This window comes from Devosia riboflavina (assembly GCF_000743575.1).
GTDB classification, from domain to species: Bacteria; Pseudomonadota; Alphaproteobacteria; order Rhizobiales; family Devosiaceae; genus Devosia; species Devosia riboflavina.
In genome coordinates, this window is the sequence record NZ_JQGC01000009.1 from 148,936 (window position 1) to 173,803 (window position 24,868).

Annotated in this window: 23 protein-coding genes; 14 read left to right on the forward strand and 9 right to left on the reverse strand. The window is 62.6% G+C overall.

Features of this window, described 5'->3' with window-relative positions; genetic code table 11:
- Positions 1–122: 122 nt before the first annotated feature.
- The 7 genes from JP75_RS11550 to JP75_RS11580 all read right to left on the reverse strand — a co-directional run bounded on the left by JP75_RS11550 (position 123) and on the right by JP75_RS11580 (position 8,513).
- Entirely contained in the window at positions 123–908 is a 786-nt protein-coding gene (locus JP75_RS11550) for a PIG-L deacetylase family protein (RefSeq protein ID WP_035082920.1), read from the reverse strand.
- Between the two features lie 8 nt (positions 909–916).
- On the reverse strand, positions 917–1,990 hold the full coding sequence (locus JP75_RS11555) for a sugar phosphate isomerase/epimerase family protein (protein ID WP_051960617.1): 1,074 nt from the start codon (positions 1,988–1,990) through the stop codon (positions 917–919).
- A complete protein-coding gene (locus tag JP75_RS11560; protein ID WP_051960618.1) occupies positions 1,987–3,612 on the reverse strand; it encodes a dipeptide ABC transporter ATP-binding protein in 1,626 nt (541 codons plus the stop codon). Before JP75_RS11560 ends, JP75_RS11555 begins: the two co-directional genes overlap by 4 nt.
- Entirely contained in the window at positions 3,605–4,528 is a 924-nt protein-coding gene (locus JP75_RS11565) for an ABC transporter permease (RefSeq protein ID WP_051960619.1), read from the reverse strand. Before JP75_RS11565 ends, JP75_RS11560 begins: the two co-directional genes overlap by 8 nt.
- A 3-nt stretch (positions 4,529–4,531) precedes the next feature.
- Positions 4,532–5,518, reverse strand: coding sequence for an ABC transporter permease (locus tag JP75_RS11570; RefSeq protein ID WP_035082922.1), 987 nt, complete (start codon positions 5,516–5,518; stop codon positions 4,532–4,534).
- A gap of 56 nt (positions 5,519–5,574) precedes the next feature.
- A complete protein-coding gene (locus JP75_RS11575) occupies positions 5,575–7,239 on the reverse strand; it encodes an ABC transporter substrate-binding protein (protein WP_160194678.1) in 1,665 nt (554 codons plus the stop codon).
- An 83-nt stretch (positions 7,240–7,322) separates the two neighbouring features.
- Positions 7,323–8,513: an ROK family transcriptional regulator gene (locus JP75_RS11580; RefSeq protein ID WP_035082924.1), complete on the reverse strand. Its 1,191-nt coding sequence runs from the start codon at positions 8,511–8,513 to the stop codon at positions 7,323–7,325.
- 92 nt (positions 8,514–8,605) lie between these two features.
- On the opposite strand from JP75_RS11580, the gene JP75_RS11585 reads away from it, so the two are divergent.
- From JP75_RS11585 to JP75_RS11615, 7 genes are all read left to right on the forward strand, one after another.
- The gene (locus JP75_RS11585; RefSeq protein ID WP_035082926.1) at positions 8,606–9,799 is read left to right on the forward strand and encodes a M24 family metallopeptidase; all 1,194 of its coding nucleotides are present in this window, start codon (positions 8,606–8,608) and stop codon (positions 9,797–9,799) included.
- 10 nt (positions 9,800–9,809) lie between these two features.
- A complete protein-coding gene (locus tag JP75_RS11590; RefSeq protein WP_035082928.1) occupies positions 9,810–10,751 on the forward strand; it encodes a sugar phosphate isomerase/epimerase family protein in 942 nt (313 codons plus the stop codon).
- Positions 10,752–10,768: 17 nt separating this feature from the next.
- The gene (locus JP75_RS11595) at positions 10,769–11,362 is read left to right on the forward strand and encodes a GNAT family N-acetyltransferase (protein WP_035082930.1); all 594 of its coding nucleotides are present in this window, start codon (positions 10,769–10,771) and stop codon (positions 11,360–11,362) included.
- Between the two features lie 61 nt (positions 11,363–11,423).
- Positions 11,424–12,131 (forward strand): TetR/AcrR family transcriptional regulator, encoded by a 708-nt coding sequence (locus JP75_RS25290; protein ID WP_051960621.1) that lies wholly within the window; start codon positions 11,424–11,426, stop codon positions 12,129–12,131.
- Positions 12,132–12,174: 43 nt separating this feature from the next.
- Positions 12,175–13,026 carry a metallophosphoesterase gene (locus tag JP75_RS11605; protein WP_035082933.1) on the forward strand — a complete coding sequence of 284 codons (852 nt, stop codon included), beginning with the start codon at positions 12,175–12,177 and terminating at the stop codon, positions 13,024–13,026.
- A gap of 28 nt (positions 13,027–13,054) precedes the next feature.
- A complete protein-coding gene (locus JP75_RS11610; protein WP_035082936.1) occupies positions 13,055–14,353 on the forward strand; it encodes an ABC transporter substrate-binding protein in 1,299 nt (432 codons plus the stop codon).
- 82 nt (positions 14,354–14,435) lie between these two features.
- A complete protein-coding gene (locus tag JP75_RS11615) occupies positions 14,436–15,170 on the forward strand; it encodes a tyrosine-protein phosphatase (protein WP_160194679.1) in 735 nt (244 codons plus the stop codon).
- A 5-nt stretch (positions 15,171–15,175) separates the two neighbouring features.
- Here JP75_RS11615 and JP75_RS11620 read toward each other — a convergent pair whose 3' ends face one another.
- Entirely contained in the window at positions 15,176–15,745 is a 570-nt protein-coding gene (locus tag JP75_RS11620; RefSeq protein ID WP_035082940.1) for a TetR/AcrR family transcriptional regulator, read from the reverse strand.
- A 151-nt stretch (positions 15,746–15,896) separates the two neighbouring features.
- Between JP75_RS11620 and JP75_RS11625 the strand changes: the two genes are divergently transcribed.
- The 6 genes from JP75_RS11625 to JP75_RS11650 all read left to right on the forward strand — a co-directional run bounded on the left by JP75_RS11625 (position 15,897) and on the right by JP75_RS11650 (position 21,822).
- Positions 15,897–16,769 carry a metallophosphoesterase gene (locus JP75_RS11625; RefSeq protein WP_035082943.1) on the forward strand — a complete coding sequence of 291 codons (873 nt, stop codon included), beginning with the start codon at positions 15,897–15,899 and terminating at the stop codon, positions 16,767–16,769.
- Positions 16,770–16,795: 26 nt separating this feature from the next.
- Positions 16,796–18,085 (forward strand): ABC transporter substrate-binding protein, encoded by a 1,290-nt coding sequence (locus JP75_RS11630; RefSeq protein WP_035082946.1) that lies wholly within the window; start codon positions 16,796–16,798, stop codon positions 18,083–18,085.
- 105 nt (positions 18,086–18,190) lie between these two features.
- Positions 18,191–19,111 carry a carbohydrate ABC transporter permease gene (locus JP75_RS11635; RefSeq protein WP_035082948.1) on the forward strand — a complete coding sequence of 307 codons (921 nt, stop codon included), beginning with the start codon at positions 18,191–18,193 and terminating at the stop codon, positions 19,109–19,111.
- Positions 19,101–19,967: a carbohydrate ABC transporter permease gene (locus JP75_RS11640; RefSeq protein WP_051960623.1), complete on the forward strand. Its 867-nt coding sequence runs from the start codon at positions 19,101–19,103 to the stop codon at positions 19,965–19,967. Before JP75_RS11635 ends, JP75_RS11640 begins: the two co-directional genes overlap by 11 nt.
- Entirely contained in the window at positions 19,967–20,698 is a 732-nt protein-coding gene (locus JP75_RS11645) for a tyrosine-protein phosphatase (RefSeq protein ID WP_051960624.1), read from the forward strand. The genes JP75_RS11640 and JP75_RS11645 overlap by 1 nt, the downstream gene beginning before the upstream one ends.
- Complete coding sequence (locus JP75_RS11650; RefSeq protein WP_035082952.1) at positions 20,698–21,822, forward strand: ABC transporter ATP-binding protein; 1,125 nt, start codon at positions 20,698–20,700, stop codon at positions 21,820–21,822. The genes JP75_RS11645 and JP75_RS11650 overlap by 1 nt, the downstream gene beginning before the upstream one ends.
- A gap of 45 nt (positions 21,823–21,867) precedes the next feature.
- On the opposite strand, the gene JP75_RS11655 is transcribed toward JP75_RS11650, so the two are convergent.
- The gene (locus JP75_RS11655; RefSeq protein ID WP_035082954.1) at positions 21,868–22,305 is read right to left on the reverse strand and encodes a VOC family protein; all 438 of its coding nucleotides are present in this window, start codon (positions 22,303–22,305) and stop codon (positions 21,868–21,870) included.
- Positions 22,306–22,505: 200 nt separating this feature from the next.
- Here JP75_RS11655 and JP75_RS11660 point away from each other — a divergent pair, with 200 nt between their 5' ends.
- Positions 22,506–24,827, forward strand: a complete 2,322-nt coding sequence (locus JP75_RS11660) for a TonB-dependent receptor (protein ID WP_084587632.1) — start codon at positions 22,506–22,508, stop codon at positions 24,825–24,827.
- Positions 24,828–24,868: the final 41 nt, after the last annotated feature.

Below are 24,868 nucleotides of genomic sequence, written 5' to 3' on the forward strand. Positions count from 1 at the left end.
GGCTTCATGGTCAATGGCGATAGCGCGGACAATGCTTCCGCCACAATAGTTTGGGGCCGAAAGCGGCAATCCGCTTTCGGCCCCGGTTCATCGCTCGCTTGTGTGGCAAAGCGATCAGTAGCTTACAGTGCGAAGAGTTTTTTTACCTCGTCGGCGGTGACCTGGCGGCCATAGTCGGCGAGCTGGAAGCTTTCGGCGAATTCGTGGCCGCCGCTCATGCTGGGCAGCGCGTACATGAATTCCGGCCAGTATTTCAGGATAAAGGCGCGCTCGGCGGCCCAGTCGCCGATTTTCGGGGCTTCGTTGAGGAAGCCACGCTCGAAGGGGGCGAATTCGTAGAACTGGGTGGCGTGGGCGGCGCAGGCTTTGAGCTTGGCGTCGATGGACGAAGCGACATCGAAGACCACGTCGTGCTTGTGGACGTCGAGCGCACCGTAGTCGATCATCTTGAGAAAGATCGGCGTCTCGGCCAGCGGCGGCACTTCGGGGCAGATATTGCCATTGGTGCAGAAGCCGGAGGCCTCGCGCACGACCTTGCCGGCATTGCGGTTATCGAGGTGCCCGGGGCAATCGTCATGGAAGGTAATGACCACATCGGCCTGCCAGCGGCGGATGGAGGAGATGACGGCCGTGCGCAAAGCGAGGTCCGGCATCAGCTCGCCATCATGGATGTCGAGGATTTCGTAATCGAGCACGCCCAGATGGCGCGCAGCGGCATAGGCCTCGCGGGCGCGGCGGCGCTTTAGGGGATCGCGGTCCATCTGGTAGTGACCAGCATCACCATTGGTCAGCGACATGAATTTGACGGCGACGCCACGATCGGCAAGGCGCCGCATGGTACCGCCGGTATACATTTCCGCCTCGTCGGGATGGGCTTCGATGACGAGCACTTTGAGCGGATAAGACATGGTCGGTATTACTCCTTTGTAGCAGAAGCGGCGCGCAGCACATCGGCGGCCGCCTTGAGGGTTGCGCCGCTGCGCGACACGAAACCCTCGAGTTCGTCAAGAGAGGGATTGGGGGAGAAATAGTCGTCCGGCGCGATCATCGTGCCGGCGCGGACGCCGTCCTCGAAGACGCGGGAGAGGCGGATAAGCTCGAGGATTTCCCCGAGCACGGCATCCGGCTGGCGGGCCTGCCAGTCGGGGTCGAAAAGCGGGATCTGGTTCTTGTCCGAGCCCCAGACATTTTCGATCGTGAAATTGGGCCGGCTGCCGGCTTCGAAGATGGCGCCGAGAACTTTTACCCAATCGATGACGCCATCGCCGCAGGCGCGGGTCTGGCGTTCGAGGCCGTGCGGGCGGGCGAAGAGCACGATGTCGCGCATGTGGGTTTTGCGCACGAAGGGGGCGAGGCGGCGCGTGGCGGCGACGGGGTCTTCGCCGCGGACTACGACATTGGCGAGGTCGAGGGTGACGCCTAGGGCGTCGTCGCCGACCTGCTCGATCAGGCGGACGATTTCGGCCGTGGTGATCTCTTCATGGGTTTCAACGGCAATGACGGCGCCGCGGTCTTTGAGGACCGGTTTGAGTTTGAGCAGGAATTTCCGCGTGGCTTCGAGCTGGTCGGGCCAATCGACATCGGTGCGGTAGCGGTCGATGGCGTGGAGGCCCCAGCTATGGCGCTGGTAATTGGCCGTGTCGCCCCAGAGCGCGGTACAGCCGATGGCCGTGGTTGCCTCGATCATGCGGGTCATGCCGAGCACATAATCGCCCTGGCCGATGTCGCGGACCTCGGGGGCTTCGGGTGTGTTGTAGGGATTGATCTTGCCGAGCCCCATTTCGAGGTAGAGGCCGAGTTCATCGGCGCGCTGTTTTACGGCGGCGAGGAAGCCGGCATCGAGCGTCGGCGAGACATCGAGCACGGTGCGGAAGAAGACGCCGGCATGGCCGAGCTCGGCACAGCGCTCCAACAAAGCAATGGGGCCAAGTTCGGCAGCGCGAGGAAATTTTCGCCCGTCTATGCCGATGCGCAGTTCCGGAATGTTCATGATAGGGCCACCTGGCTTTGGTCAATCGGCAGCCCCAGCCCGCCGGGAACGGCGGCGATGAGGCGGCGCGTGTATTCGTGTTGGGGATTTTTGAGGACCGCCTTGGCCGGTCCCTCTTCGACCAGCTTGCCGCGGTGCATCACGGCGATACGGTCGGCTATGTAGCCGGCGCTGACCACGTCATGGGTGATGTAGAGCACCGCAACGCCCTGTTCATCGCGCAGGCGCGCGATGAGGTTGAGGATGTCGCGCCGGATCGAGACGTCGAGCATGGAAACCGGCTCGTCGGCCACCAGCAGCTTTGGCGAGGCGGCGAGCGCGCGGGCGAGGCCGACGCGTTGGCGCTGGCCGCCGGAGAGTTCATGCGGACGGCGGTCGAGATAGTTTTCGGTAGGGGTGAGGCCCACTTCGGTGAGGAGCGCGGCAACGCGTGTCTTCACATCGCGCTTGTCCGTGCCGGGCGCCGAAATCACGGCGCGGCGGAGGTGGTGGCCGATGGTGTGGAGCGGATTGAGCGAACCATAGACATCCTGGAACACCATCTGCGCGGCGCGTGGCGTGCCGGGGCGGCGGCGGGAGACGGGAACGGGCGTGTGGCCATCGACGAGGATGTCACCCGAGGTCGGGCGAATGAGGCCGGTTACGATGCGCCCAAAGGTGGATTTGCCACTGCCCGAGGCGCCGACCAGAGCCACGATTTCGCGGGGTGCCAGGCGGAAGGACATGTCATCGACGGCGCGGAGGACCGCGCTGCCGGTGAAGGGATTGCGGCCGTAGCTTTTGACGAGGTGGTGCGTTTCGAGGACGGGCGGAACGGGTTTGCGTTCGGCAACAGGCTCCGAAATCGTGAAATCGACCTTGGGCGTCGCCGAGAGCAGCGCCTTGGAATAGGGGTGCTCCTGATGCTGACGGAAGGTCGCCGTGCTGGCGGTCTCGACGATTTTTCCGTCTTTCATCACGGCGATGCGGTCGGCAACGTCGAAGAGCAGCGGTAGGTCGTGGGTGATGAGGAGGACGGCAAAGCCCATGCGCTTTTGCAGGGCTTTTACCGTCACAAAAATTTCCTGCTGCACGATCACGTCGAGGGCCGTGGTTGGCTCGTCGAGAATGATCAATTGCGGCGAGAGGGCGAGCGCCATGGCGATAACAACGCGCTGGCGCTGGCCACCCGAAAGTTCGTGCGGGAAAGCGCTGAGGCGACTGGGGTCGATGTCGACCATTTCCAGCAGCTCGGCCGGAGTCTTGGTACCGCCGCCGCGTTCGAGGACTTCCTTGAGCTGGGCGGAGATGCGCTTGACCGGATTGAGCGAGGTCAGCGCGTTTTGCAGCACGATGGAGGCCGTGTGCCAGCGCAGTTCGCGGACGCGATCAGAATTGGCAGTCAGCATGTCGTGGCCGGCGACGCGGATTTCGCCGCCGGTGATGACGCCGGGCGCGCGGAGGAGGCGCAGGATGGATTGGGCGATGGTGGACTTGCCGCAGCCGGATTCGCCGGCAAGGCCCATGAATTCGCCGGGCGCGATGCTGAAGGAGACTTTGTCCACGGCGGTGCGGATGCCGTCTTCGGTGGCGTAGCCGACGGAGAGGTTGGTGATTTCTAGGGCGGGAACGAGATCAGGCATCGCGCTTCACCGGGGTCATGAGCGAGGCGCTCGGTTTGCGGAAGCCGGCCTTTCGCAACAGGCGATCGGCGCGAAGGCGCGGATTGCCCAATTCGTCGACGGCATTGTTGATGAGGGCGAGGGAGAAGGCGGTGAGCGCGATGGCCATGCCGGGGACGACGAAGGTCCACCAGGCACCGCGGATCAGGGCGGAGGTATTTTGCGCCCAGAAGAGCATGGAGCCCCAGGTGACCTGGCCGCCATCGCCAAGGCCCAGGAATTCCAGCGAGGCCTGGGCGGTGATGGCAAAGATCACCTGATTGACGAAATAGGCGGCGACGACCGAACCCATATTGGGCAGGAGTTCGATGGCGACGATGCGCCAGCGGCGTTCCCCCACATCTTCGGCGGCGGCGATGAATTCGCGTTCGCGCAGGCTCAATGCCTGGGAGCGGAATAGCCGCGCGCCAAAGGCCCAGCCGGTGATGGTGAGCACCATGATCATAGTTGCCGGTCCGGGCGTCAGGAAGGCGGCGAGGACGACGATGAGCGGCAGCGAAGGAATGACGAGGAAGACATTGGTGACGAGCGTCAGCACATCATCGACCCAGCCGCGGAAATAGGCCGAGGTCAGCGCCACGATGAGCGCGAGCAGCGTCGTCAGAACCGCGATGGTGAAGGCGATCCAGAGTGTGTTCTGGCCGCCATAGAGGAACTGGCTGAGGACGTCCTGCCCCTGCCCGGTCGTGCCGAAAGGATGGGCCCAGGAGGGGAACTCGTTGATGCCGCCGGTGGCGCGGGTGGGGTTGTAGGGGGCGATCCAGCGGGCGAGCGCCGTGCTGCCCACGAGGATGACGAGAATGACGACGCCGACGAGCACCGGCACGGAGCCGAGGGCCTGACGCCGGATTTTGCCAAAGGTTTCGTAAAAGGACATGGCTCAGGCTCCCTGTCCGGCGCGGACACGCGGGTCGAGCAACACATAGAGCGTGTCGACGATGAAATTGGCCGCGAGCACCGAAAGCGTAATGATGAGGAAAAGCGCCTGCATCAGCGGATAGTCGACCGCGCTGACGGCGCGCATGAGCGAATAGCCAAGGCCCGGATAGGTGAAGACGATCTCGGTGAGCAATTGCCCGGAAAAGACGCCGCCAATGGCCGCGCCGAGGGCGGTGACGTTGGGCAGGAGCGCGGTGCGCACGGCGTGGGAGAAGAGCACGCGGCGCGGTTTTAGCCCTTTGGCTTCGGCAAGGGTGAGATAGTCTTCGCTCAAGACGCCGATCATGGCGTTGCGCATGTTGAGGGTCCATGGCCCGAGCGAGACCAGCACCACGGTGAAAGCAGGCGCAATCAGGTGGTAGAGCACATCGCCAATGCCCGAGAGGGTGAAGGGCGGCGGATTGACGCTCGAATAGGCATTGCCCATCGGGAACCACTTCAGCTTGAAGCAGAAGAAATAGAAAAGCAGCAGCGCGAGGAAAAAGTACGGGAACGAGCCGAGAAAGAGCAGCACCGGCGGCGCAACGCGATCGAAGATACCACCGCGTCGCCAGGCGGCGAGCGCCCCGAGCGCCGAACCGATGACGAAGCTGAGGAGCACCGAAGTAAGCCCCAAAAGCACGGACCAGCCGATACCGGCCGCGATGATATCGCTGACCTGGGCCGGGAAATTGGAGAGCGAGCGGCCGAAATCGCCGCGCAGGATATTGCCGAGATAGGTCAGGTATTGCTGGAACAGCGGATCGTCGGTGAGGCCATAGGCCTGCCGAAGAGCGGCGAGGGATTCTTCGTTCAGCGTCGTCGAATAGGTGGCGACGATGGTCGAGGCCGGATCGCCCGGCGTCAGGCGCGGCAGGAAGAAGTTCACGGTGATGGCGACGAAGGCGGCCAGCACGTAGAACGCCAAACGCTTAGCAATGTAGAGCATAAAAGGGCCTCCAAAGTGGGGCTCCCGCGAGCGGGAGCCCCGGCGCCGAATGGGAGCTATTCAGCGCGACGTTCGAGCTTCGGCCAGACCAGCAAGGGACCATTGGTCATCTGCAGGCTCAGAGGCGCGTAAGCATTCTCTGCATTGGGGAAACCGGTGAACCGGGTGGTGTTGTAGAGGCCCCAATCCGGCTGCTCGTAGAGCGGGATGGCCGGGGCGGCCTCGTTGAACATGCCTTCGAGCTCGGCGATGATCGCCTTCTGCTCGGTGGCGTCGGTGGAGGCGGCGAACTTGGCGAGAAGTTCGTCCACTGCCGGATCGCCATAGCGCTGCTGGTTGTTCGGCGAAGCCGTGCCAACCGGCTGGACCGACGAGGTCGCCATATTGTTGCGATAGAATTCGAAGGGCGTTGCGGTGCGCTGGGCGGTGCCGAGCGAGAGGTCGAACTGGCCGGTAAAGGTTGAATTGGTCCAGCTATCGGCTGTCGTCGTGCGCAGGGTTACGTTGATGCCGATATCGGCAAGGTTTTCCGCGACGATCTGGCTGGCCGAGACCCAGTCGTTCCAGCCAGAGGGAACGATGATGTCATAGGCCATGGGCTGGCCTTCCTTGTCGACGCGAATGCCGTCGGCGCCGCGCGCATAGCCGGCATCATCGAGCATCTTGTTGGCGGCATCAGGATCGATATTGACCCAGGAGGCGCCGGCTTCGACCACGGCCGGATCGATCCAGTCCTTGAACGGACCTTCGGGCAGGCCGGTGGCATTGCCGGGCACCGACTTGCCCCAGACACCGGTATTGATCATGCGCTGGCGATCGAGCGCGAGGCTCATGGCCTTGCGCACCGTCGTGTCGCCGAGAGCACCATCGGTGGTGTTGGCGAGCAGCATCACGACGGAGGTGCGCGGCCACCAATAGCCAAAATGTTCGGGATCGAGGGCCACGAAAGTGGTGTCCGGGTCGGGCACGAGCCCACCCCAATCGATATTGCCCGAGAGCACGGCGGCGCTGACCTGGTCATTGCCGTTAAAACCCTGGACGAAGACGCCTTCGATATTGAGCGGCTGCCAGTAGTTCGGGTTCTGCGTCACCTGATAGCGGTCGGTGCCGAAGGCATCGATGGTGGTGAAGGGGCCGGTGCCGACCGGTTCGGAATTCTCGAAGGTGACGGGATCGGCGACATCCTTCCAGACGTGCTCGGGCACGATGAACTGGTCGACGATGGCATAAAGGCCCGGTGTATAGGCTGTCGAAAAGGTGAATTTCACCGTCTTCGCATCCACCGCTTCCACGGCGCTGAGATATTGGCCGAAGGCGCCGGCGGCGGGGCCAATCAGGCCCGGATTGTCCTTCATGAGGTTGAAGGTGAAGGCGACGTCATCGGCGGAAAAGGCTTCACCGTCGGACCATTTGACGTCGTCGCGCAGGGTGAGCGTCAGGGTCAGTGCGTCGGCGGACCATTCGTAGCCCGTCGCCAGCCACGGATCGAGCTGACCCGTCGCATAGTTCTGGATCATGGTCGGTTCATACATGGTGCGGGTGCTGACCCAGCGCGCCGTGGGCGAGAAGGGGTTGAAGGTGCGCGTAAAGCTGTTGCCACCCTCGGCCACGATGCGGACGAGCTGATCCAGCGGCACCTCGGCCATGGCCGGAAGCGGTGCAGAAAGGGCCGCAACGCCTGCCAGGCCGGCCAAGGCCAGGGCGCGCAAACTTCTGGACAAGTGCCAGGGGGACTTCTTCAAACTTGTATGTCTGTGCATAAACGTCTCCGGGGAAGGCTGCTTCATCAGGGTGGTCCATCTCCTCACGGGAGGCCGCGTGCCGCGCTGCCTCCCGTGAACACACGCTCGCGAGCATGCTCGAGTGCGAGTTCTACGGCGCCCGCCCGCACGGCATTGCTGCTCACGGCGGTGGGAACAATCTGGGGAATGGCGATGGGCAGGCGTTTCAGGATGCCGATGACGCTCTCGCAGAGCGCTCGCCCGCCGGCCCGGCCGACATCGCCGCCGAGCACGACCATTTCAGGATCGAGAATGCCGATGGCGCCGGTCAGTGCCGCGGCGACGCGATAGCCAAGTTCGGCGAAGAAGGGGCCCTGCCCGCCGGTGCGAGCGGCTCGCGTAATCGCATCGATACTGTCGGTGCCGGCGAGGCCATGGCGCGCCACCAGTGCATCGATGCCTTCGACATTGAGAAGGTCTTCAACGAGGGCCATGTGGACGGCCTCGCCGGGCTGGGCGAAACGATCGGGCACCATGGCGCCGCCGAGTTCGCCAGCCGTGCCGGTCGAGCCATGGATCAGGCGCCCGCCGATCACCGCACCAGCACCAACGCCATCGCCGACCCAGAGCAGGATGAAGGACTGGATGGAGGTGGCGGCGCCAAAGGTCATCTCTTCGATGGCGACGAGATTGACGTCGTTTTCGATCAGCACATGGCGGTGGCCAAGCACTTCCTGCAGCGCCTCGGGAATATGGTAGCCCTCCCAATTGGGGAGCTGCTGGCCCTTGCGCAGATTGCCGGCGGTGATGTCGACGATACCAGGCAGGCCGACGACCAGTTGGTCGATCTGCCGGATTTCGATGCCGGCTTCCCTGGTCACGGCTTTAAGGACGGCGGTGAGGCGCTCGTGGGCGTCGTAGCGTTCGCCTGGTCGTCCCTCATGCTTGAAGGTGCCGATGATATTGCCGGAGATATCGGCAATGGCCGCGTCGATGCCATGGGTGCCGACATCGATGCCGGCCACGAAGGAGGCAGTGGGATCAAGGCCCCAAAGTCCCGCCTTGGGACCATAGGTGCCAGCCTTTTCACCATCGCGGCGGATGAGGTTGACCGCTTCGAGTCGGCGCAGCAGGTCGGACATGGCGGGCTTGGAAAGACCGGTAAAGGCCTCGAGTTCCATGCGCGTTAGGGCACCCTCGCTGAGGAGGCGCTGCAGCACCGCCTTTTCATTGAGATTGCGAAGCAGCCTGGGACTGCCGGAGAGAACTTCCATCACCACTTGACCGTCTGGTAACTTTCCTTACAGTAATTAAGGTCTCATCTGAAACCGCTTGTCAAGAGACTGTCACAGGGTGGATGCAACCGATGAAAACCAAACCCCCTTCGCCTTTCGACCGCGCCTATCACGGCCAGAGGATCCAGCAGGGCCGAGCGCTGATAGAGCAGCTCGGGCTAGAAGCGATCCTTGGCTTTTCAGCGCCTCGTGGCCTTGCGGCGGGAACGCGAACGAGCGGAAATCTGGGCTGGTTTGCCGGGTTCAGCCCGATCTGGGCGCCATCCCTACTGGTACTGACGGCGGGTCGGGCGACGATCGTCGCGCCCGGGAAGAACGAGGCGCGGCTCTTTTCGACCCGCGTGGGAACAGCGTTCGAGGTTATTGGCGCCGGACCGGACGGGATCATGGCGACGGCTTTGGAATTGCTTAGTGGGTACCAGCGCGTCGGTACGGCGGGAGCTGATGAATTGCCGCCGCGCTTTGTTACTCAGCTTGCAGCGACCCTGCCCCAAGCCGTAGCCGTGGATGCCGAATTGCAGGCGCTGCGGCTGACACGGGCACCGATAGAAATCGACCTGCACCGTCGGGCCAGTGCCATTTCGGATGCCATGATCGAACGCGCCTTTGCCTATGCGGCAGAGCCCGGCGCGACGCCGGCCGGCCTCATGGCCGAGGTGGAGCACGAGGGGCGCCGGCATGGCGCCGATATCTCACGGCTCTGGCTTTCCACTGGTCCCAGGCCGCCGGTGACCTATTTTGAAATGTTCGAATTGCCCGAGACGCTGGACCCCGGCGACCGGGTGCAACTCGGCACCATGGTTTCCTATGAGGGCTATTTTGCCCAGGGGTTGCGCATCGGCAGCATGGGGCCGGCTCGTGCAGCGCTGAAGGATGTCGTCGCGCGGATCGAGGCGATCCAGGACGATGCCCTGGCTCTGATGCGGCCAGGGCGTCCGGTGCATGAATTGGGCGATCTCATTGAAAGCCGGATTGACGCCATCTGCCCCTATTCGCGGCAAAGCGACCCGTTCCGCTTCCAGTCCTGCCATGGTCTGGGGCTCGATTATTCCGAGCCCGGCCTTGCTGTCGCGCTCTCGCCGCAGCGCGATCGCAGTCTTGATGCCCATGGCCCGGTCTTCCAGCCGGGCATGGTGTTTGAAATCCACCCCAATTTTTCGCTGCCCGAACTCGGCCATGTCTGCGCCGGGGATGTGGCTCTGGTCACCGAAACCGGGGCCGAATGGCTTACCCGGTTCCCGCGCGGCGTCTATCCGATCATCTGAAGGAGTTTTCATGTACGCATTGATGCGCGGCAGCATTCCCAATGCCGGCAATGAGCCATTTGAAGTTCTCAAAAGGGCCGCGGCGCTGGGGGCTTCGGAAGTCACCTTCTATAGCCTTTTCGAACTGAGTTCGACGCTGGACAAGGGCGCTTTGGGCGAGCTCAAGGCCGAGGCGGACCGCCTTGGTATCGCTATTGGTGCGAGCCTTGACTGGCTCAATCCGCTCCGCCTCGATCGCCACGGGCGGGAACTGGAGCTAGGCCACGGGGAATTGTCGCGCGGCGTTGCAAGACTGCTCGAAACCGGGGCCAGCCTCGGCATGGCCGATATGTTCTTCACCATCGGGACGCTGGAGGACCGGGCGGGCAATTGGGCGGCGCAACTCGATGCCGTTGGTGCGCTGCTGGTGGGGCTTCGACCCAATCTTGCCGATCTCGGCATGCGGGCACTGGTCAAGACGCATGAGGAAATCACCTCCTATGAGTGCCTGGCTCTGATCGAGCGCGTCGGGGCCGACAGGCTCGGGGTGTCTTATGATCCGGTGAACATGCTGGTGCGGATCGAAGACCCAATCGCGGCCGCAAAACGTCTCGCGCCGCATATCGCCCAGGTGCATGTGGACGATGCGATATTGCGGCCGGAAGAGCCCGGCTCCATCCGCCGCCATCTCGTGCCGGCGGGCGAAGGCATCATCGACTGGGGCGCGATTTTCGCGCTTGTGCCCAAGGCCAAGCGGCTCATCGAACTGCATAATGGGCAATTCGCCATGCCTGTCTTCGACACGGACTGGCTCAAATCCCAGCCCTATATCGACCTCTGCGAATATGCGGGGCTTGTCGGTAAAGCAGTTGGCAAGCGCGAACCGGAGGTTGCGGACCAAGGCAAAAACGGAGATCGTCTCGCAGCAGCGATAGGGATTTGCGGGGCGGCAATGGCGCGCCCCAAGCAGTGAACGGACAGGGATTTTTGATGTCGCCACAGATACGTCAGGCACGCCCGGAAGACAGGGAAGCCCTCTTTTCGATCTGTCTGCTTACGGCGGATGGTGGGGCCGATGCTTCGGCCCTTTATTCGGACCCGGACTATCCGGGACTGGTGTGGTCGGTGCCCTATCTCGACTTTGCCCCCGACCATGCCTTTGTGCTGGAAGATGACGGCGCCGTCATCGGCTATGTGGTCGGAACGACGGATACACAGGCCTTCGAACGGCGGCTCGACGCCGAGTGGTGGCCCATGCTGGCGGAGAAATATGCCGGACGCGAGGCGGCCACCAAACAGGACAAGAATGTGCTCGACCGCATCCGCCAGCCCAAGCATGGCAATGCCTCGATCTCGGATCGCTATCCCGCGCATCTCCACATCAACCTTTTGCCGCCGGCCCAATCGGGCGGCTGGGGCCGCAAGATGATCGAAGCCGAACTCGACTCGCTGCGGAAAGCCGACGCCAAGGCCATGCATCTCGGGCTCAGCCTGACCAATGACCGCGCCTATGGCTTTTACAAGCATATCGGGCTCAGCGAGATTGGCCGCGACGAGGCCATCTGGATGGGGATTACGCTCTAGGGAGACTGCCCGGCATATCCGATGCGCCCGGCCGACTGGTGGGCGATTTCATCCGCGTGTCATGAGCAAAGCCGATGGTGGCCGCGTGTCGCGCGATCCATCGAAAAGCATCACCGTTGAAAAACTTCTCACGACCTGCGAGCGCCTGTTGCAGGCGGCGACGCATCCTGAGGAAGTCACGGTTCGCTCCATCACCCAGCATGCGGGAACGAGCCTCGGCGCCGTGAACTATCATTTCGGCAGCATGGAGCAGTTGATCTTTTCGGCCGGCGAACGGGTCTATCTCCGGCTCAATGCCGAACGGCTATCCCTGCTGCGCCACGCGGTCGAAAGATCCCATCCTGCCCCGGCGCAGGTGGAAGATCTCATCATTGCGCTGGTCGGTCCGTCCATACGCTGGAGCCTTGATCCACATTCCAGCTATAGCGTGTTGCGCCATATGACGACGATTGCCCAATCCAGCGACCATCCGGAAATTTTCCGGCCGATGATCGAGGACGTGGAGCACCACCGGCAGTTCATCCCGCAATTTCGCAGGGTTGCACCCTGGCTGAGCGAGGTGGAGATCGGCTTTCGCATGTCGTGCCTGTTGGGCGTGCGCACGCAGATGACGCGCAATCGCCATCGCACGGACGAATTGACGAGCCACAGGCTCGATCTCACCGATCCTGACATTGTTCTCTCAGAGGTCGTGGCTGCCACGGCACCGATGTTCAAGCTGCGGCCATCGGGCGATTCATACAGCGTTCGAAACTCGTCACGCCACTGAGACGCGCGAGGTCTAGGTCCTGCTCCAGCAATAGGAGCATGGCATGTCCGAGACCATTTTCATCCACATTACCGATCTGCATGTGGGCAATCCGGCCGCGGCGGACGACCACCTTTTCAGCGACACTTCGGCGACGCTGGCGCGCGTAATCGAGCTGATCGGCACGATGGACAAGAGGCCGGCCTTCATCGTCGCGAGCGGCGATCTCACCAATCGCGGCGACGTCGAAAGCTATCGTCAGCTCAAGTCGATCATGGCGGCAACGGATTTGCCGGTGGTCTATGCCATCGGCAACCACGACACCCGGGCTGGCTTCTATGAAGGCATGTTCGACCGTACGAGCGATCTCGACGCGCCTTATGACCATGAACAGGTCATCGACGGCATCCACATCATCACGCTCGACACGACGACACCGGGCCAGATCGGCGGGAGCCTGACGGGCGAACAGTTCGCCTGGCTGGCCCGCGCGCTCGACACACGTTCCGACCTTCCCAAGCTGATCGTCGCCCATCATGCGCCGGCGCTTGGCGACGCGCCGCCCTGGGACCACTGGCGCACCATAGAGTTCGGCCAGTCCCAGGAATTGGCGAAGCTTCTCAAAGGACGCAACGTTCTCGGCATTCTCTCGGGCCATATCCACCACGACCGCTTTTCGGTCTGGCACGGGATCCCGGTCATTGTCGGCATGGGCCAGCACGCGGCTACCGACATTCTCACCACCGACATCCTGCGCATGGTCGAAGGCGCCTCCTTCGGGATCGGCACCATCCGCTCTTCCGGCCTCACCATGGCGCTCGTTCCGCTGCCCCAGACACGTCGCGAACTCAATCGCTACGACCTCTCCCTGCTGCGCCAGAAGCAGGAAGCGGCGCTGGCCGAAGCCACCAAGTAATCCCCTCCTCCCAACAGGAACCCCCGCGATGCAAAAGCGCACCTTCCTCAAGTTCATGGCTGCCGCCGCCCTTGGCGCCACCGCCATGACCGGCGTGGCCCACGCTGAAATGGCCACCGAAATCACCGAACCGGTGACCATCACCTTCTATAACTACAACCTTGCCACCGCGAGCGCCGGGGCCGATGCCACCCGCGAAATGATCGCAAAATTCGAGGAAGAAAACCCGCTGATCACGGTGGAAACCGTCGGCGTGCCTTCCAACGAAATCATCACGCGCCTTCAGGCAGACATGGCCGCGGGCCTGCAGCCCGACGTGGCACAGCTGGTGTTCCGCGATCTCATCTATCTTTCCACCGACCTCGGCGCACAGCCGCTGGAAGATATGGCGGGCGCGGCAGGCTATGCCGAACTGATCGACGGGCTCATTCCGCGCGGTGTTGATCTCGGCAAGGTCGACGGCAAGACCTATGGCCTTGCCTATACCTTCTCGACCCCGATCCTTTACTACAATGCCGACCTCTTCCGCGCAGCTGGTCTTGACCCGGAAAACCCGCCGAAAACCTGGGCCGAGGTGAAGACCGCCGCCGAGGCCATCGTCGAAAAGACCGACGCCGACGGCTTCTTCCCCGGCGCCTATGGACCGGCCGATGGTACCTTCGTCTATCAGGGCATTCTCATGTCCAACGGCGGCAATGTCCGCGACGGCAACACGCTGACCTTCGCCAATGAAGAAGGCATCGAGGCCGTGCAGATGCTGCGCGACATGGTCGATAGCGGCGCCCATGCCCGCCTCGACCCGGCCAATCCGCACGAGGCGTTCGCCGCCGGTAATCTGGGCATGTATCTCTATACGAGCGCCCTGCAGAACTCGCTTTCCAAGTCTGCCGAGGGCAATTGGGAACTGCGCGTTGCCGGCATGCCGGCCTTTGGCGACAAGCCGACCGCCCCCACCAATTCGGGCTCGGCGCTCTATGCCTTCTCGCAGGACCCGATCAAGCAGCGCGCCGCTTACGAGCTGATGAAGTTCCTGACTTCGGACTATGGCTACACCATCATCACCTCCAAGATCGGCTATCTGCCGCTGCGCCTCGACATCGTCGATGATCCGAACTTCCTCGGCCCCTGGACCGCTGAGCACCCGCTGATCCGCCCGAACCTCGAACAGCTCTCGCGCCTGACGCCGAACGTTGCTTTTCCCGGCCAGAACTATCGCCAGGCCGAAGCCATGATGAAGGAAGCCGTCACGGAAGCCGTGCTCGGCACCGGCGACGTGGCCCAGACCCTGCTCGACGCGCAGGCCAATGCCCAGGGCTTGATGCCCTGATTGCGACCGAGCGCGGCACTCTAGGCCGCGCCCCTTTCGCTCTTTGAAAAATTCCAAAAGAACAAGAAGAATGGAGGCCGCCATGACCCTGGCAGCGCCCCGTCATTGGCCCCTGCCTGACACCCACAATGTTCGCGACCTCGGCGGCTATGCCAGCAGGGTTGGCGGCACCACACAGTGGCGACGCATCCTGCGCGGCGAGGCTCTGCACCCCCTGACGGAGGACAGCCGCGCCGAGCTTGTCGATGGCAACCTGTCTCTAGTCATCGACCTGCGCGGCCCGCATGAAACCGGAATTGCCGCCCACCCCTTTGGCGATCACCCCTCGGTCGCCTATCGCAACATCGTTCTCTTCGATGCGCTGTCGCCGATTGCCATGGCGCAACAACCTTTCGATATGGCCGAGCGCTATTGCGAGGCGCTGGATCGCTGCGGTGCAAGGTTTGCCGAAGTTTTTCGCGCCGTCATCGAGGCCAAGCCGGGGATCGTGCTGTTTCATTGCACGGCGGGTAAGGACCGTACTGGCGTCGTCGCGGCCATGCTGCTCGCGACATCCGGCGTCTCGCATGAGGACATCGCCGCCGACTATGCGCTGACCGCCTCGGCAGGCGGCCTGATCGACCATCTGCGCAATCGCGCGCTTGCGGCGGGCACCGATCCCCGCCTTGTCGAACGCATGCTGGCCAGCGACGCCGAGACGATGGAGGCTTTTCTGGCCTACCTCGACGGCGCCCATGGCGGCATCGAGGCCTATCTGCAAAAGATCGGCCTGACCGCCATCGAGATCACGGCGCTCAGGGATCGCCTATGCACCTGATCCCGCTACGCGCGAACCGCAGCCCAGCACATGTCGGCCACCAGTTGCCGGTCCGCTGCCGGCAAAACTGTCTCGGTGAGACGGCGGCGTTTCAGCGTGTTGCGGATGGAGCCGCGCAGGAAGCTGGTGATCATGGTGGGCGTGCCTGCCCGCACCGCGCCTTCGGCCTGCGCCGCTTCGATCATGGCGATGCCGTGCAGCACGAAGGGACCGAAGACGGTCTTGGCGTCGTCGAGGCTGATCAGCGGGTTGTTGTCGAGATAGTCGAACAGCCGGGCGCGCTGGGCATCTTCCCAAATGAAGTCGATATAGCGCTCGATATAGCGGCCGACCTCTTCACGGGCGCTAAGCGAGGGATCGGGCGGCACCATCAGGCGCTCGGTCATCTCCGCGCTCACCTGCGTATAGACGCCCAGCACCAGTTCTTCCTTGCTCGCGAAATAATTATAGAGCGAGCCGGTCGCCACGCTGGCCTCTTCAGCGATCGCCGCCATCGAGCATTGCAGGCCATTGCGCACGATCAGCCGGGCGGCCGCTGCCAGAATGCGCTGACGCTTGTCGGGAACAACATCCATATTCTGAATGAACCTTCATTCACTTGTCATGGAGGAAAGGTAACTCTGCAGCCGTCGCCGCACAAGCCTTTTGTGCAAAAACTTTGACGAAACAGATAGTTACAGCGTTTTTGGCGCCTCCCCGCCATGCGCTAGAGCCAGGAGAACGCTCGTGTCCGAAACCGTCACTTTCGTGCATCTCACCGATTTGCATGTCGGCAATCCGGCCGTGGCCGATGACCACCTCTATTCCGACACCACCACCACGCTCCGCCGCATTCTGGCCGATGTAAAGACGCTGGTGCCGCAGCCCAAATTCATCGTTGCCAGCGGCGACCTGACCAATCGCGGCGACGAAGGTTCCTATGAAAACCTCAAGGCGCTGATCGCCGAAGCCGGCCTCGAAATGCCGATCCTCTTTGCCCTCGGCAATCATGACCGCCGCGATGGCTTCTATCCGGCCATGCTCGGCCAGACCGACAATCTTGATGCGCCCTATGACCACTCGGCTGTCATCGCCGGCATCCATGTCATCGTTCTTGACTCGAGCGTTCCCAACAAGGTTGGCGGCGCTTTCGAGCCGGGCCAGCTTGATTGGCTGAAGTCCGAACTCGCTGCCCATGCCGATCTGCCCAAGCTGCTGGTCATGCACCATGCCCCGGCCCTCGACACCACTGACGCGTCGATGGAGTGGGAATCGCTCGCCTATGCCGACACCGAAGCCCTCCGCGGCGCTGTCGCCGGCAAGAACGTCATCGGCATTCTGTCCGGCCACATCCACTATGACCGCGTCGCCAACTGGTATGGCATCCCGACCATTGTCGGCATCGGCCAGCACGCTGCCACCGACGTTCTCTGGCTCCATGAAGGTCTGCGCATGCTCGAAGGCGCTGCCTTTGCCATCGGCACGCTGCGTCCCTCCGGCCTTGCCATCACCTTCGCGCCGCAGGCTGCGACCCGTCGCGAACTGCACGGCTTCCGGTTCGCGGACATGGCCGAAATGCTCAAGAAATACGAAGCCGACACCGCGGCTGCGGCCGAATAACCCGCGAACGAGAGAAAGCTCCTCCCATGTTCCGCACGACCATTCTTGCCAGCTTGCTGGCGCTCTCCGCCGCTGTGCCGGTACTGGCCCAGACCATGGCGCCCACAATCGACCAGCCGGTCACCATCACCTTCTATAACTACAACCTCGCTACGGCCGGTCTCGGCGCCGAGGCCACGCAGAAGCTGATCAACGAATTCATGGAAGCCAATCCCAACGTCACCGTTGAGGGTATCGGCTATTCCAGCGCCGACGCCAGCCGCATCCAGGCCGACCTCGCCGCCGGCCTGCCGGTCGATCTCGTCCAGACCGTGTTCTCCGATCTCGACTTCTCGGTGAACAATTTTGGCGCCCAGGCACTCGAAGACATCGCTCCGACCGACGAAATCACCGCGCATATGTCGGGCATGCACCCCAATGGTACCAAGCTTGGCGTGCTCAACGGCAAGACCTATGGCCTCGCCTATACCTTCTCGACCCCGGTGCTGTTCTACAATGCCGACCTCTTCCGCGCTGCGGGCCTCGATCCCGATGCCCCGCCCGCGACATGGGAAGCAGTGAAGGCCGCTGCCCTCGCCATCGAGGAAAAGACCGATGCCGAAGGTTTTGCCGGCGGCATCACCGGTGTCGGTGCTGCCGACTGGCTCTTCCAGGGCGTCGTTCGCTCCAACAACGGTGAAGTCATCTCGCGCGATCGCACGACGCTGAAATTCGGCGAGCCGGAAGCCATCGAGGCCGTGACCATGCTGCGCGATCTCTATGATGCCGGCGTCTACGAAAACTACGACTTTGCCGGCGCCCTCGACGGCATGGCTTCGGGTCACCTCGGCATGTATCTCCAGACCAGCGCCCTGCAGGGTTCACTGGTGAAGGGCGCGGAAGGCAATTACGAGCTGCGCTCGGCCGCCATGCCGCGCTTTGGCGAAAAGCCGACGCGTCCGAACAATTCCGGTTCTGCCCTGACCATCCACACCACTGACCCGCTCAAGCAGCGCGCCGCCTGGGAACTGATGAAGTTCCTGACTTCCGAGCATGGCTACACCATCATCACCTCGGAAATCGGCTACCTGCCACTGCGTCCGGCCATCGTCACCGATCCGAACTACCTCGCCGGCTGGATCGCCGAGCATCCGCTCGTCGCCCCAAATCTCGAACAGCTCGACCGTCTCGAGCCCTGGGATCCGATGCCGGGCCCGAACTACCGCCAGATCACTAAGACCCTGATGGACGCAGTTGAAATGGCGGTCTTCGGCGGCGCCGATGTCGCGGCAACCATGGCCGATGCACAGGCCAATGCCCAGGCATTGATGCCGTAACCGCCTTGGCCCGCCGCATCCGTCCCGGTCGATGTCGTCCCTGCATCGACTGAAGCACACGGAGCGGCGGGCCAAACCCCTTTTTCTGCAACTGGAGTGCGACACATGGCTCTCGCTTCCGCCGGCCCCACGCGCCTGAGGCGAATGACCCAGTCCCGCTGGGCACCCTGGCTCTATCTCTCGCCGGCCCTGATCACTCTCGTGGTCTGGATCTACTGGCCGCTGTTCGACGCGCTCCGGCTTAGCTTTTATCAGTGGAATATGCTGCCCACCTCGCCGCAGACCTTTGTCGGCTGGGAGAATTATGCGCGCATTTTCGCGCTACCGAAATTCTGGCAGGCCCTGCGCAACACCGGCGTCTATATCGTCGGCCTCCTGCCGCTGGCCGTGCTCATTCCGCTGGCCATAGCCATCTACACCCACGACCTGCCGGAAAAATCGCGAAACATCTATCGCGCCATCATCTTCGTGCCGATGATCATTGCCCCCGTCGTTGCCGCCGCCGTCTGGCGCTGGCTGCTCGATCCCGGCTATGGCCTCGCCAATCAGATGCTGAAGGGGATCGGCCTCGACCCGGTCAAATTCCTTTCGGACCCCAAGATCGCCATCTGGACCGTGATCGTCATCACCGGCTGGAAGCTGATGGGCTTTTCAACGCTCATCCTTTCGGCGGCGAATGCGAATATCAATCCCTCGCTGGTGGAAGCCGCGCGCATGGACGGCGCGAGCAAGTGGGAAGTCATCCGCGACGTTCGCCTGCCGCTGCTTTCGTCCACCGTGCTGTTCCTGGTCGTCATGACAATCCTTCTCGGCGCGCAGTGGAGCTTTACCTATATCAACGTCCTGACCGGCGGCGGCCCGCTCGGCTCGACCACCAATATCTACTACCTCCTCTGGGACTTTGGCTTCTCCACCATGTCGGTAGGCTGGGGCTCGGCCTCGGCAGTCATTCTCTTCCTCGGCTTCGGCGTCGTGGCCTTCGTGCTGTTCCGCCTGATCGACAGGTATTCCTTCCATGACAACTGAAGCTCTTGCGCGCCCCATGGCGCGCCCGCTCCGCCGCATTTCCGAGCGCTCCGGCCTCAACACCGCCGCCGGCCATGTGCTGATGGTGCTGCTATCGATTTTCTGCCTGTTCCCGGTCTACTGGATGCTCGCCAGCTCCTTCCGCCCGGCCAATGCCATGTTCGAAACGAGCCTTTGGCCCACGACCATGTCGCTGGACAACTACACCCAGGCCGTCGATGCGATCCCGATCGCGCGCATGCTGTTCAACACGCTGGTCTTTTCGGCCCTCTCGACGGTGTTCCAGCTTCTTACGGGCATTCTGGCCGCCTTCGCCTTTGCGCGCTGGAAATTCCCGTTCGACAAGCTGGTCTATACGGCGGTCGCCCTTACCTGGCTCGTGCCGTTTCAAGTGGTGATGATCCCCAACTACCTGCTCGTCGCGCAGATGGGTCTCCTCGACAACATCATCGCACTGATCCTCCCCAACCTGGCCGCTGCCCTCGCGATTTTGCTTCTGGCACAGGCCATGCGCGGCTTTCCCAAGGAAGTCATGGAAGCCGCCCGCATGGACGGCGCCCGCAACTGGCGCATTCTCTGGGAAGTGCTGGTGCCGAACCTCCGCGGCACCATCGCCTCGCTCGCCATCCTCATCTTCATCTCGACCTGGAACGAATATTTCTGGCCGCTGCTTCTCAGCCGCACCGCCGAAAACTCCGTCGTCCAGATCGGCATCCAGATGTTCATGACCGCCGAAGGCAACCAGTGGGGGCCGCTCATGGCCGCGTCCACGCTGGCCAGCCTTCCGGTCCTCCTCATCTACATCGTCCTGCAGCGCCAGGTCGTCCAATCCTTCATGAAATCCGGTATCCGCTGATGCACACCACCCGCCACCTGCCCATTCCCGGCACCCATAATGTCCGCGATCTCGGCGGCTATGCCACGGCGTCGGGCCCGACCCAGTTCCGCCGCCTGCTGCGCGCCGATGCGCTCCATCGCTTGGATGAAACCGGCGTTGCAACGCTGGTCGACACCGGCGTCACCACCGTCATCGACCTGCGCCACTCCGACGAACTGGCCCACCAGCCCAACCCCTTCGCCGCACATGGCGCCGTGCGCTACCACAATGTCTCGCTGCTCGATGGCCTTGCGCCGAGCCTGATGACCGAAGGCGACCTGCTGCTCGAACTCTATCAGCTCGCCCTCAGCCAGCGTCAGGGCGCCATCGCCCAAGTGCTTTCCCTCATCGCCGACGCGCCGACTGGCACGGTGCTGTTCCACTGCACCGCCGGCAAGGACCGCACCGGCATCATCGCCGCGCTCCTCCTCGGCATCGCCGGCGTCGAAGCCTCCGACATCGTCGACGACTACGCCCAGACCGCCGCCCTGATCGCGCCCATCGTTGCCGATATCACCGAAGGCGCCGTCGCCCGTGGCGCCGATCCGGAAAGTTTTAGGCGTCTCCTCGCCTCGGAGCCAGAAACCATGGTCGCGACCCTCGCCTTCATCGAGGCCGAGTTCGGCTCCGTCCCCGCCTATCTCGCCCTGATCGGCCTTGACGAGGCGGCAATCACCCGCCTGCGCAACCGTCTGCTTGGAGAAATCTGATGGCTGATCTTGCTATCACCGACGTCAAGAAATCCTATGACGGCAAGCCGGTGCTGCATGGCGTCGATATTGCCATTCCCGATGGCCATTTCGTCGTCATCGTGGGCCCCTCGGGCTGCGGCAAATCTACTCTGCTGCGCATGATCGCTGGGCTTGAGGACATCACCTCGGGCACCATCAGCATCGGCGGCATCGAGATGAACGACATCGAGCCGTCGGATCGCGGCTGCGCCATGGTGTTTCAGAATTATGCGCTCTATCCGCATATGACGGTGCGGCAGAACATTGCCTATCCCCTGCGCATCGCCAAGCTGCCGCAGAGCGAGCGCGATAGCCGCGTCGAGCAGGCGGCAAAAATTCTCAACCTGACGGATTATCTCGATCGTCGTCCGGCCCAGCTTTCGGGCGGCCAGCGCCAGCGCGTCGCCATGGGCCGCGCCATCGTCCGCGAGCCCGATGTGTTTCTCTTCGACGAGCCCCTGTCCAATCTCGACGCGCTGCTGCGCGTGCAGATGCGTATCGAAATCAAGAAACTGCACAAGCGCCTCAAGGCAACGTCCATCTTCGTGACCCACGATCAGGTTGAGGCCATGACACTGGCCGATACGTTGATCGTGATGAATGCCGGCCGTGTCGAACAGATCGGTTCGCCGTCCGAGATTTATCGCCGTCCGGCCTCGGTCTTCGTAGCCGGCTTCATGGGGGCTCCGGCGATGAACCTGCTGCCGGCGAAAGCCGATGCGGATGGTCTTGTCCGGCTCGACGGCGTTGCAGATGGCATTGCCATTGCCCAGGCGGACGTCGCCAAGGGCAGATTGCTGACAGTGGGCATTCGTCCCGAAAGCATCGTTCTCTCGACCGAGGTTGGTTCCGGCCTGCCGGCCACCGTCGATCTCGTCGAAGAGCTCGGCGGTTCGCGCGTCGCCTATTGCAATTTCGCCGGTCATGAAGTCGCCGTGGTGCTGCCGGCAGGCGACGAAAATATCGAGGGTTCGACGATCTGGCTGACCCTGCCGCAGAATGCGATCCATTGCTTTGATCGTGAAACCGGCCTGCGCTTGGCGAGATCTACCCCGAACGGCAGGGTTTTGCGCGCAAAAAACCTGTCTGAAGCCGCGCCCTAGTGTCGGAGATGATGCGGCGGGATGTCACGTCTCGCCGTGTCGCGCTCAGCCGAGTTCCTGGGCGAGCCCGATGAGAAGGCCTTCGGGTCCGCGGATATAGCAAAGCCGATAGACGCCCTCGTAGTCGACGACTTCGCCCGCGAGCTCGGCGCCGCGCTTGAGCAGTCTTGCGAGCGTTTCGTCGAGATCGTCCACCGCGAACATGACGCGGAGATAGCCCAGCGCATTGACCGGCGCCTTGCGGTGATCGGCAATGACCTCCGGCCTCAGGAAACGCGAGAGTTCGAGCCGGCTGTGGCCGTCGGGCGTGCACATCATGGCGATCTCGACATGCTGATCGCCCAGCCCCGTGACCCGTCCGGCCCATTCGCCTTCGATCGTGGCGCGGCCCTCGAGCTCAAGGCCGAGCTCGAGAAAGAAATCGATCGCCCCGCCAAGATCAGCGACGACGATACCGACATTGTCCATGCGTTTGAGTGCCATAAAGCCAGCCTACAAAGTGGCGCCCGCGGCGTAAACTCACAAAGCCGGCTACCGGAGGCACGGCGCGTCGACCCACAGATCGAATTGGATATATTTGTTGACTCTATAATTCATATTAACTAGGGCTGCATTCGCGTAGCCAGCCGCCAGTCATCGCCAGCTCAGCCAGCCTCGCCTTTTCCTAATTCTCGGGGGCACCGATGAGCCGATCACTTCGGCCGGCAGAGCACAAGCGTGCTCGCCTGGCTATAACTGCGCACGCCTTGCTTTTGGCCACTGCGCTTATTTCCAGCCTTGCAACTGCAGGCGGCGCGCTGGCCCAGACCAGCGCGGCAGACCTTTCAAATACCCAGATTACGCTCCTCGAGCGGCTGGTCATTTCGGCGACGCGCCAGAGCAAGCGCCTGCTCGAAGTGCCGCAGACCATCACCGTGGTCACCCAGAACGATCTCGAAAATCGTGTCGTGCGCGATATGCAAGACCTCGTGCGCTATGAGCCGGGTGTGTCGGTCGATCGCCAGACCTCGATCACCAATCCCTGGGGCCAGCTCAACAGCTTTTCCATCCGCGGCATGGGCGGCAATCGCGTGCTGATGATGGTGGACGGCTCGCGCATCCAGGAACGCATCACCGACGGCAGCCGCGACTTCGTCGACACCTGGAATCTGCAGGCGGTCGAACTCGTGCGCGGCCCGAACTCGGTGCTCTGGGGCGCCGACGCGCTCGGCGGCACGGTCGCCATGCGCACCCGTGATCCCGCGGACCTGCTCGAAGGCCAGGACAAGAACTGGGCGCTGGAAGTGCGCACGGCCTTTGACAGCTACGACAATTCCTGGCGCAAGCAGGTCACCGGGGCCTATGATTTTGGCGCCGTGCAGGTGCTCGGCAGTTTTGGGCACATTTCGTCCCAGGAGGCAAAGCTCACCAAGGGCGATCCCAATGGGGGTATCTGGGGCTGTCCTCGTCCGGCCAATTTCCGCTGCAACGCGCTCTTTCCTGCCGAAACCAGCGCTTACAATGCTCTCGTCAAGGTCGTGGCAACGCCAAACGAAGACCACAAGATCACGCTGACGGGCGAGTATTTCGACCGCAACACAGTCATCCAGCAGATCTGGGATTCGAGTGCGGCATTTGGCGGGTATACGAGCACGTCCTACCCACGCACACTCGACATGGAACGCTATCGCCTTGCCATCGAGCACGAGTGGAACGTGGGGGCGAGCTGGCTCGATGCCGTCAAGTGGCAGGTCTCCTATTCTCCGCAGCGCCGCGTCACCAATTCGATCAATTACCGCACCTATCCCGGCCGCACCCAGCAGAACCATGCCCTGCGCGACTACGGTGAAACCTTCCTCGAGGCCGATCTGCAACTGACGTCGCTGTTCCAGGCGGGACCGACATTCCATACCCTTACCTATGGCTTTGATGGGGATTTCACCCAAAGCAATTACGAGGGCAAGGACCAGGTCTGGCGTTCCGACACTGGCTGGGGCAACCCGACTCCCAATGCCGGCTTTGCTTTCCCCAAGACCCAGACCATTCGCGCCGACTTCTTCATCCAGGATGAGATCAAGGCGCTCGATGACCGCCTGACCATCACGCCGGGCCTGCGGCTTGCCAATTACCGCATCGTCCCGGACGGCAGCTATGCAAGCCTGCCCGGCTTCACCCCCAAGCCGATCAACAGCACGGAACTGATCAAGAAGCTGTCGCTGCAATACCAGTTGACCGATGAGTTCTCGGTTTACGCGGCCTATGGCGAGGGCTTCAAGATGCCCAGCGCGCAGCAGCTTTTCCAGTCGAGCCGCTCGTCTGTCATGGCGCTGAACGACACGACCATCGTGCCCAATCTCAACCTAAAGCCTGAATCGGTCAGGAACTATGAGGTCGGGTTGCGAGGGGAATTCGAGCAGGGCTGGTTCTCGGTGTCCGGCTTCTATTCCCAGTACAGCAACTTCATTCGCGGCTTCCAGCCGACCCCGACCGCTGTACTCAATCCGGCAACGGGCGTTTGGTCCCATATCTGGTCGGACAATGTCGAAGCCGTTGACCTCTATGGCATCGAAATTGGCGCGGAATATGAATTCTACGAAAACATCTTCGCCAGCGCCAACCTGACCTGGCAGCGCGGTACCCAGCGTGTCAGTGCCGGCGCCGCGACGACGCCCTTCGACGGTGCGGTACCGCTGACCGCGGTTCTGGGCCTGCGCTACGAAATTCCCGAACATGGGCTCGAACTCGAGCTTATCGGCACGCTCGCCGCCGGACCGACCGAACGCTCGGACCCGAATGCCTTCAAGCCGGGCGGCTATGCCCTCCTCGATGGCTATGTCACCTGGAAGCCGACCGAAAATGTGGAAGTCAATTTCGGCGTCCAGAACATCTTCGATACCCGCTACTTCCCGAACACGCTGACCGGTTACGCGAACACCGCAGGCTCGGACGTCGCCGGCGTCAATCCGCTCGAAGGACAGGTCGGGCCCGGACGGACGTTCAAGGTCGGCACCACGGTGCGCTTCTAAGGCACTCGAAAGGGACGCCCAAGGGCGTCCCACCTTCTCTC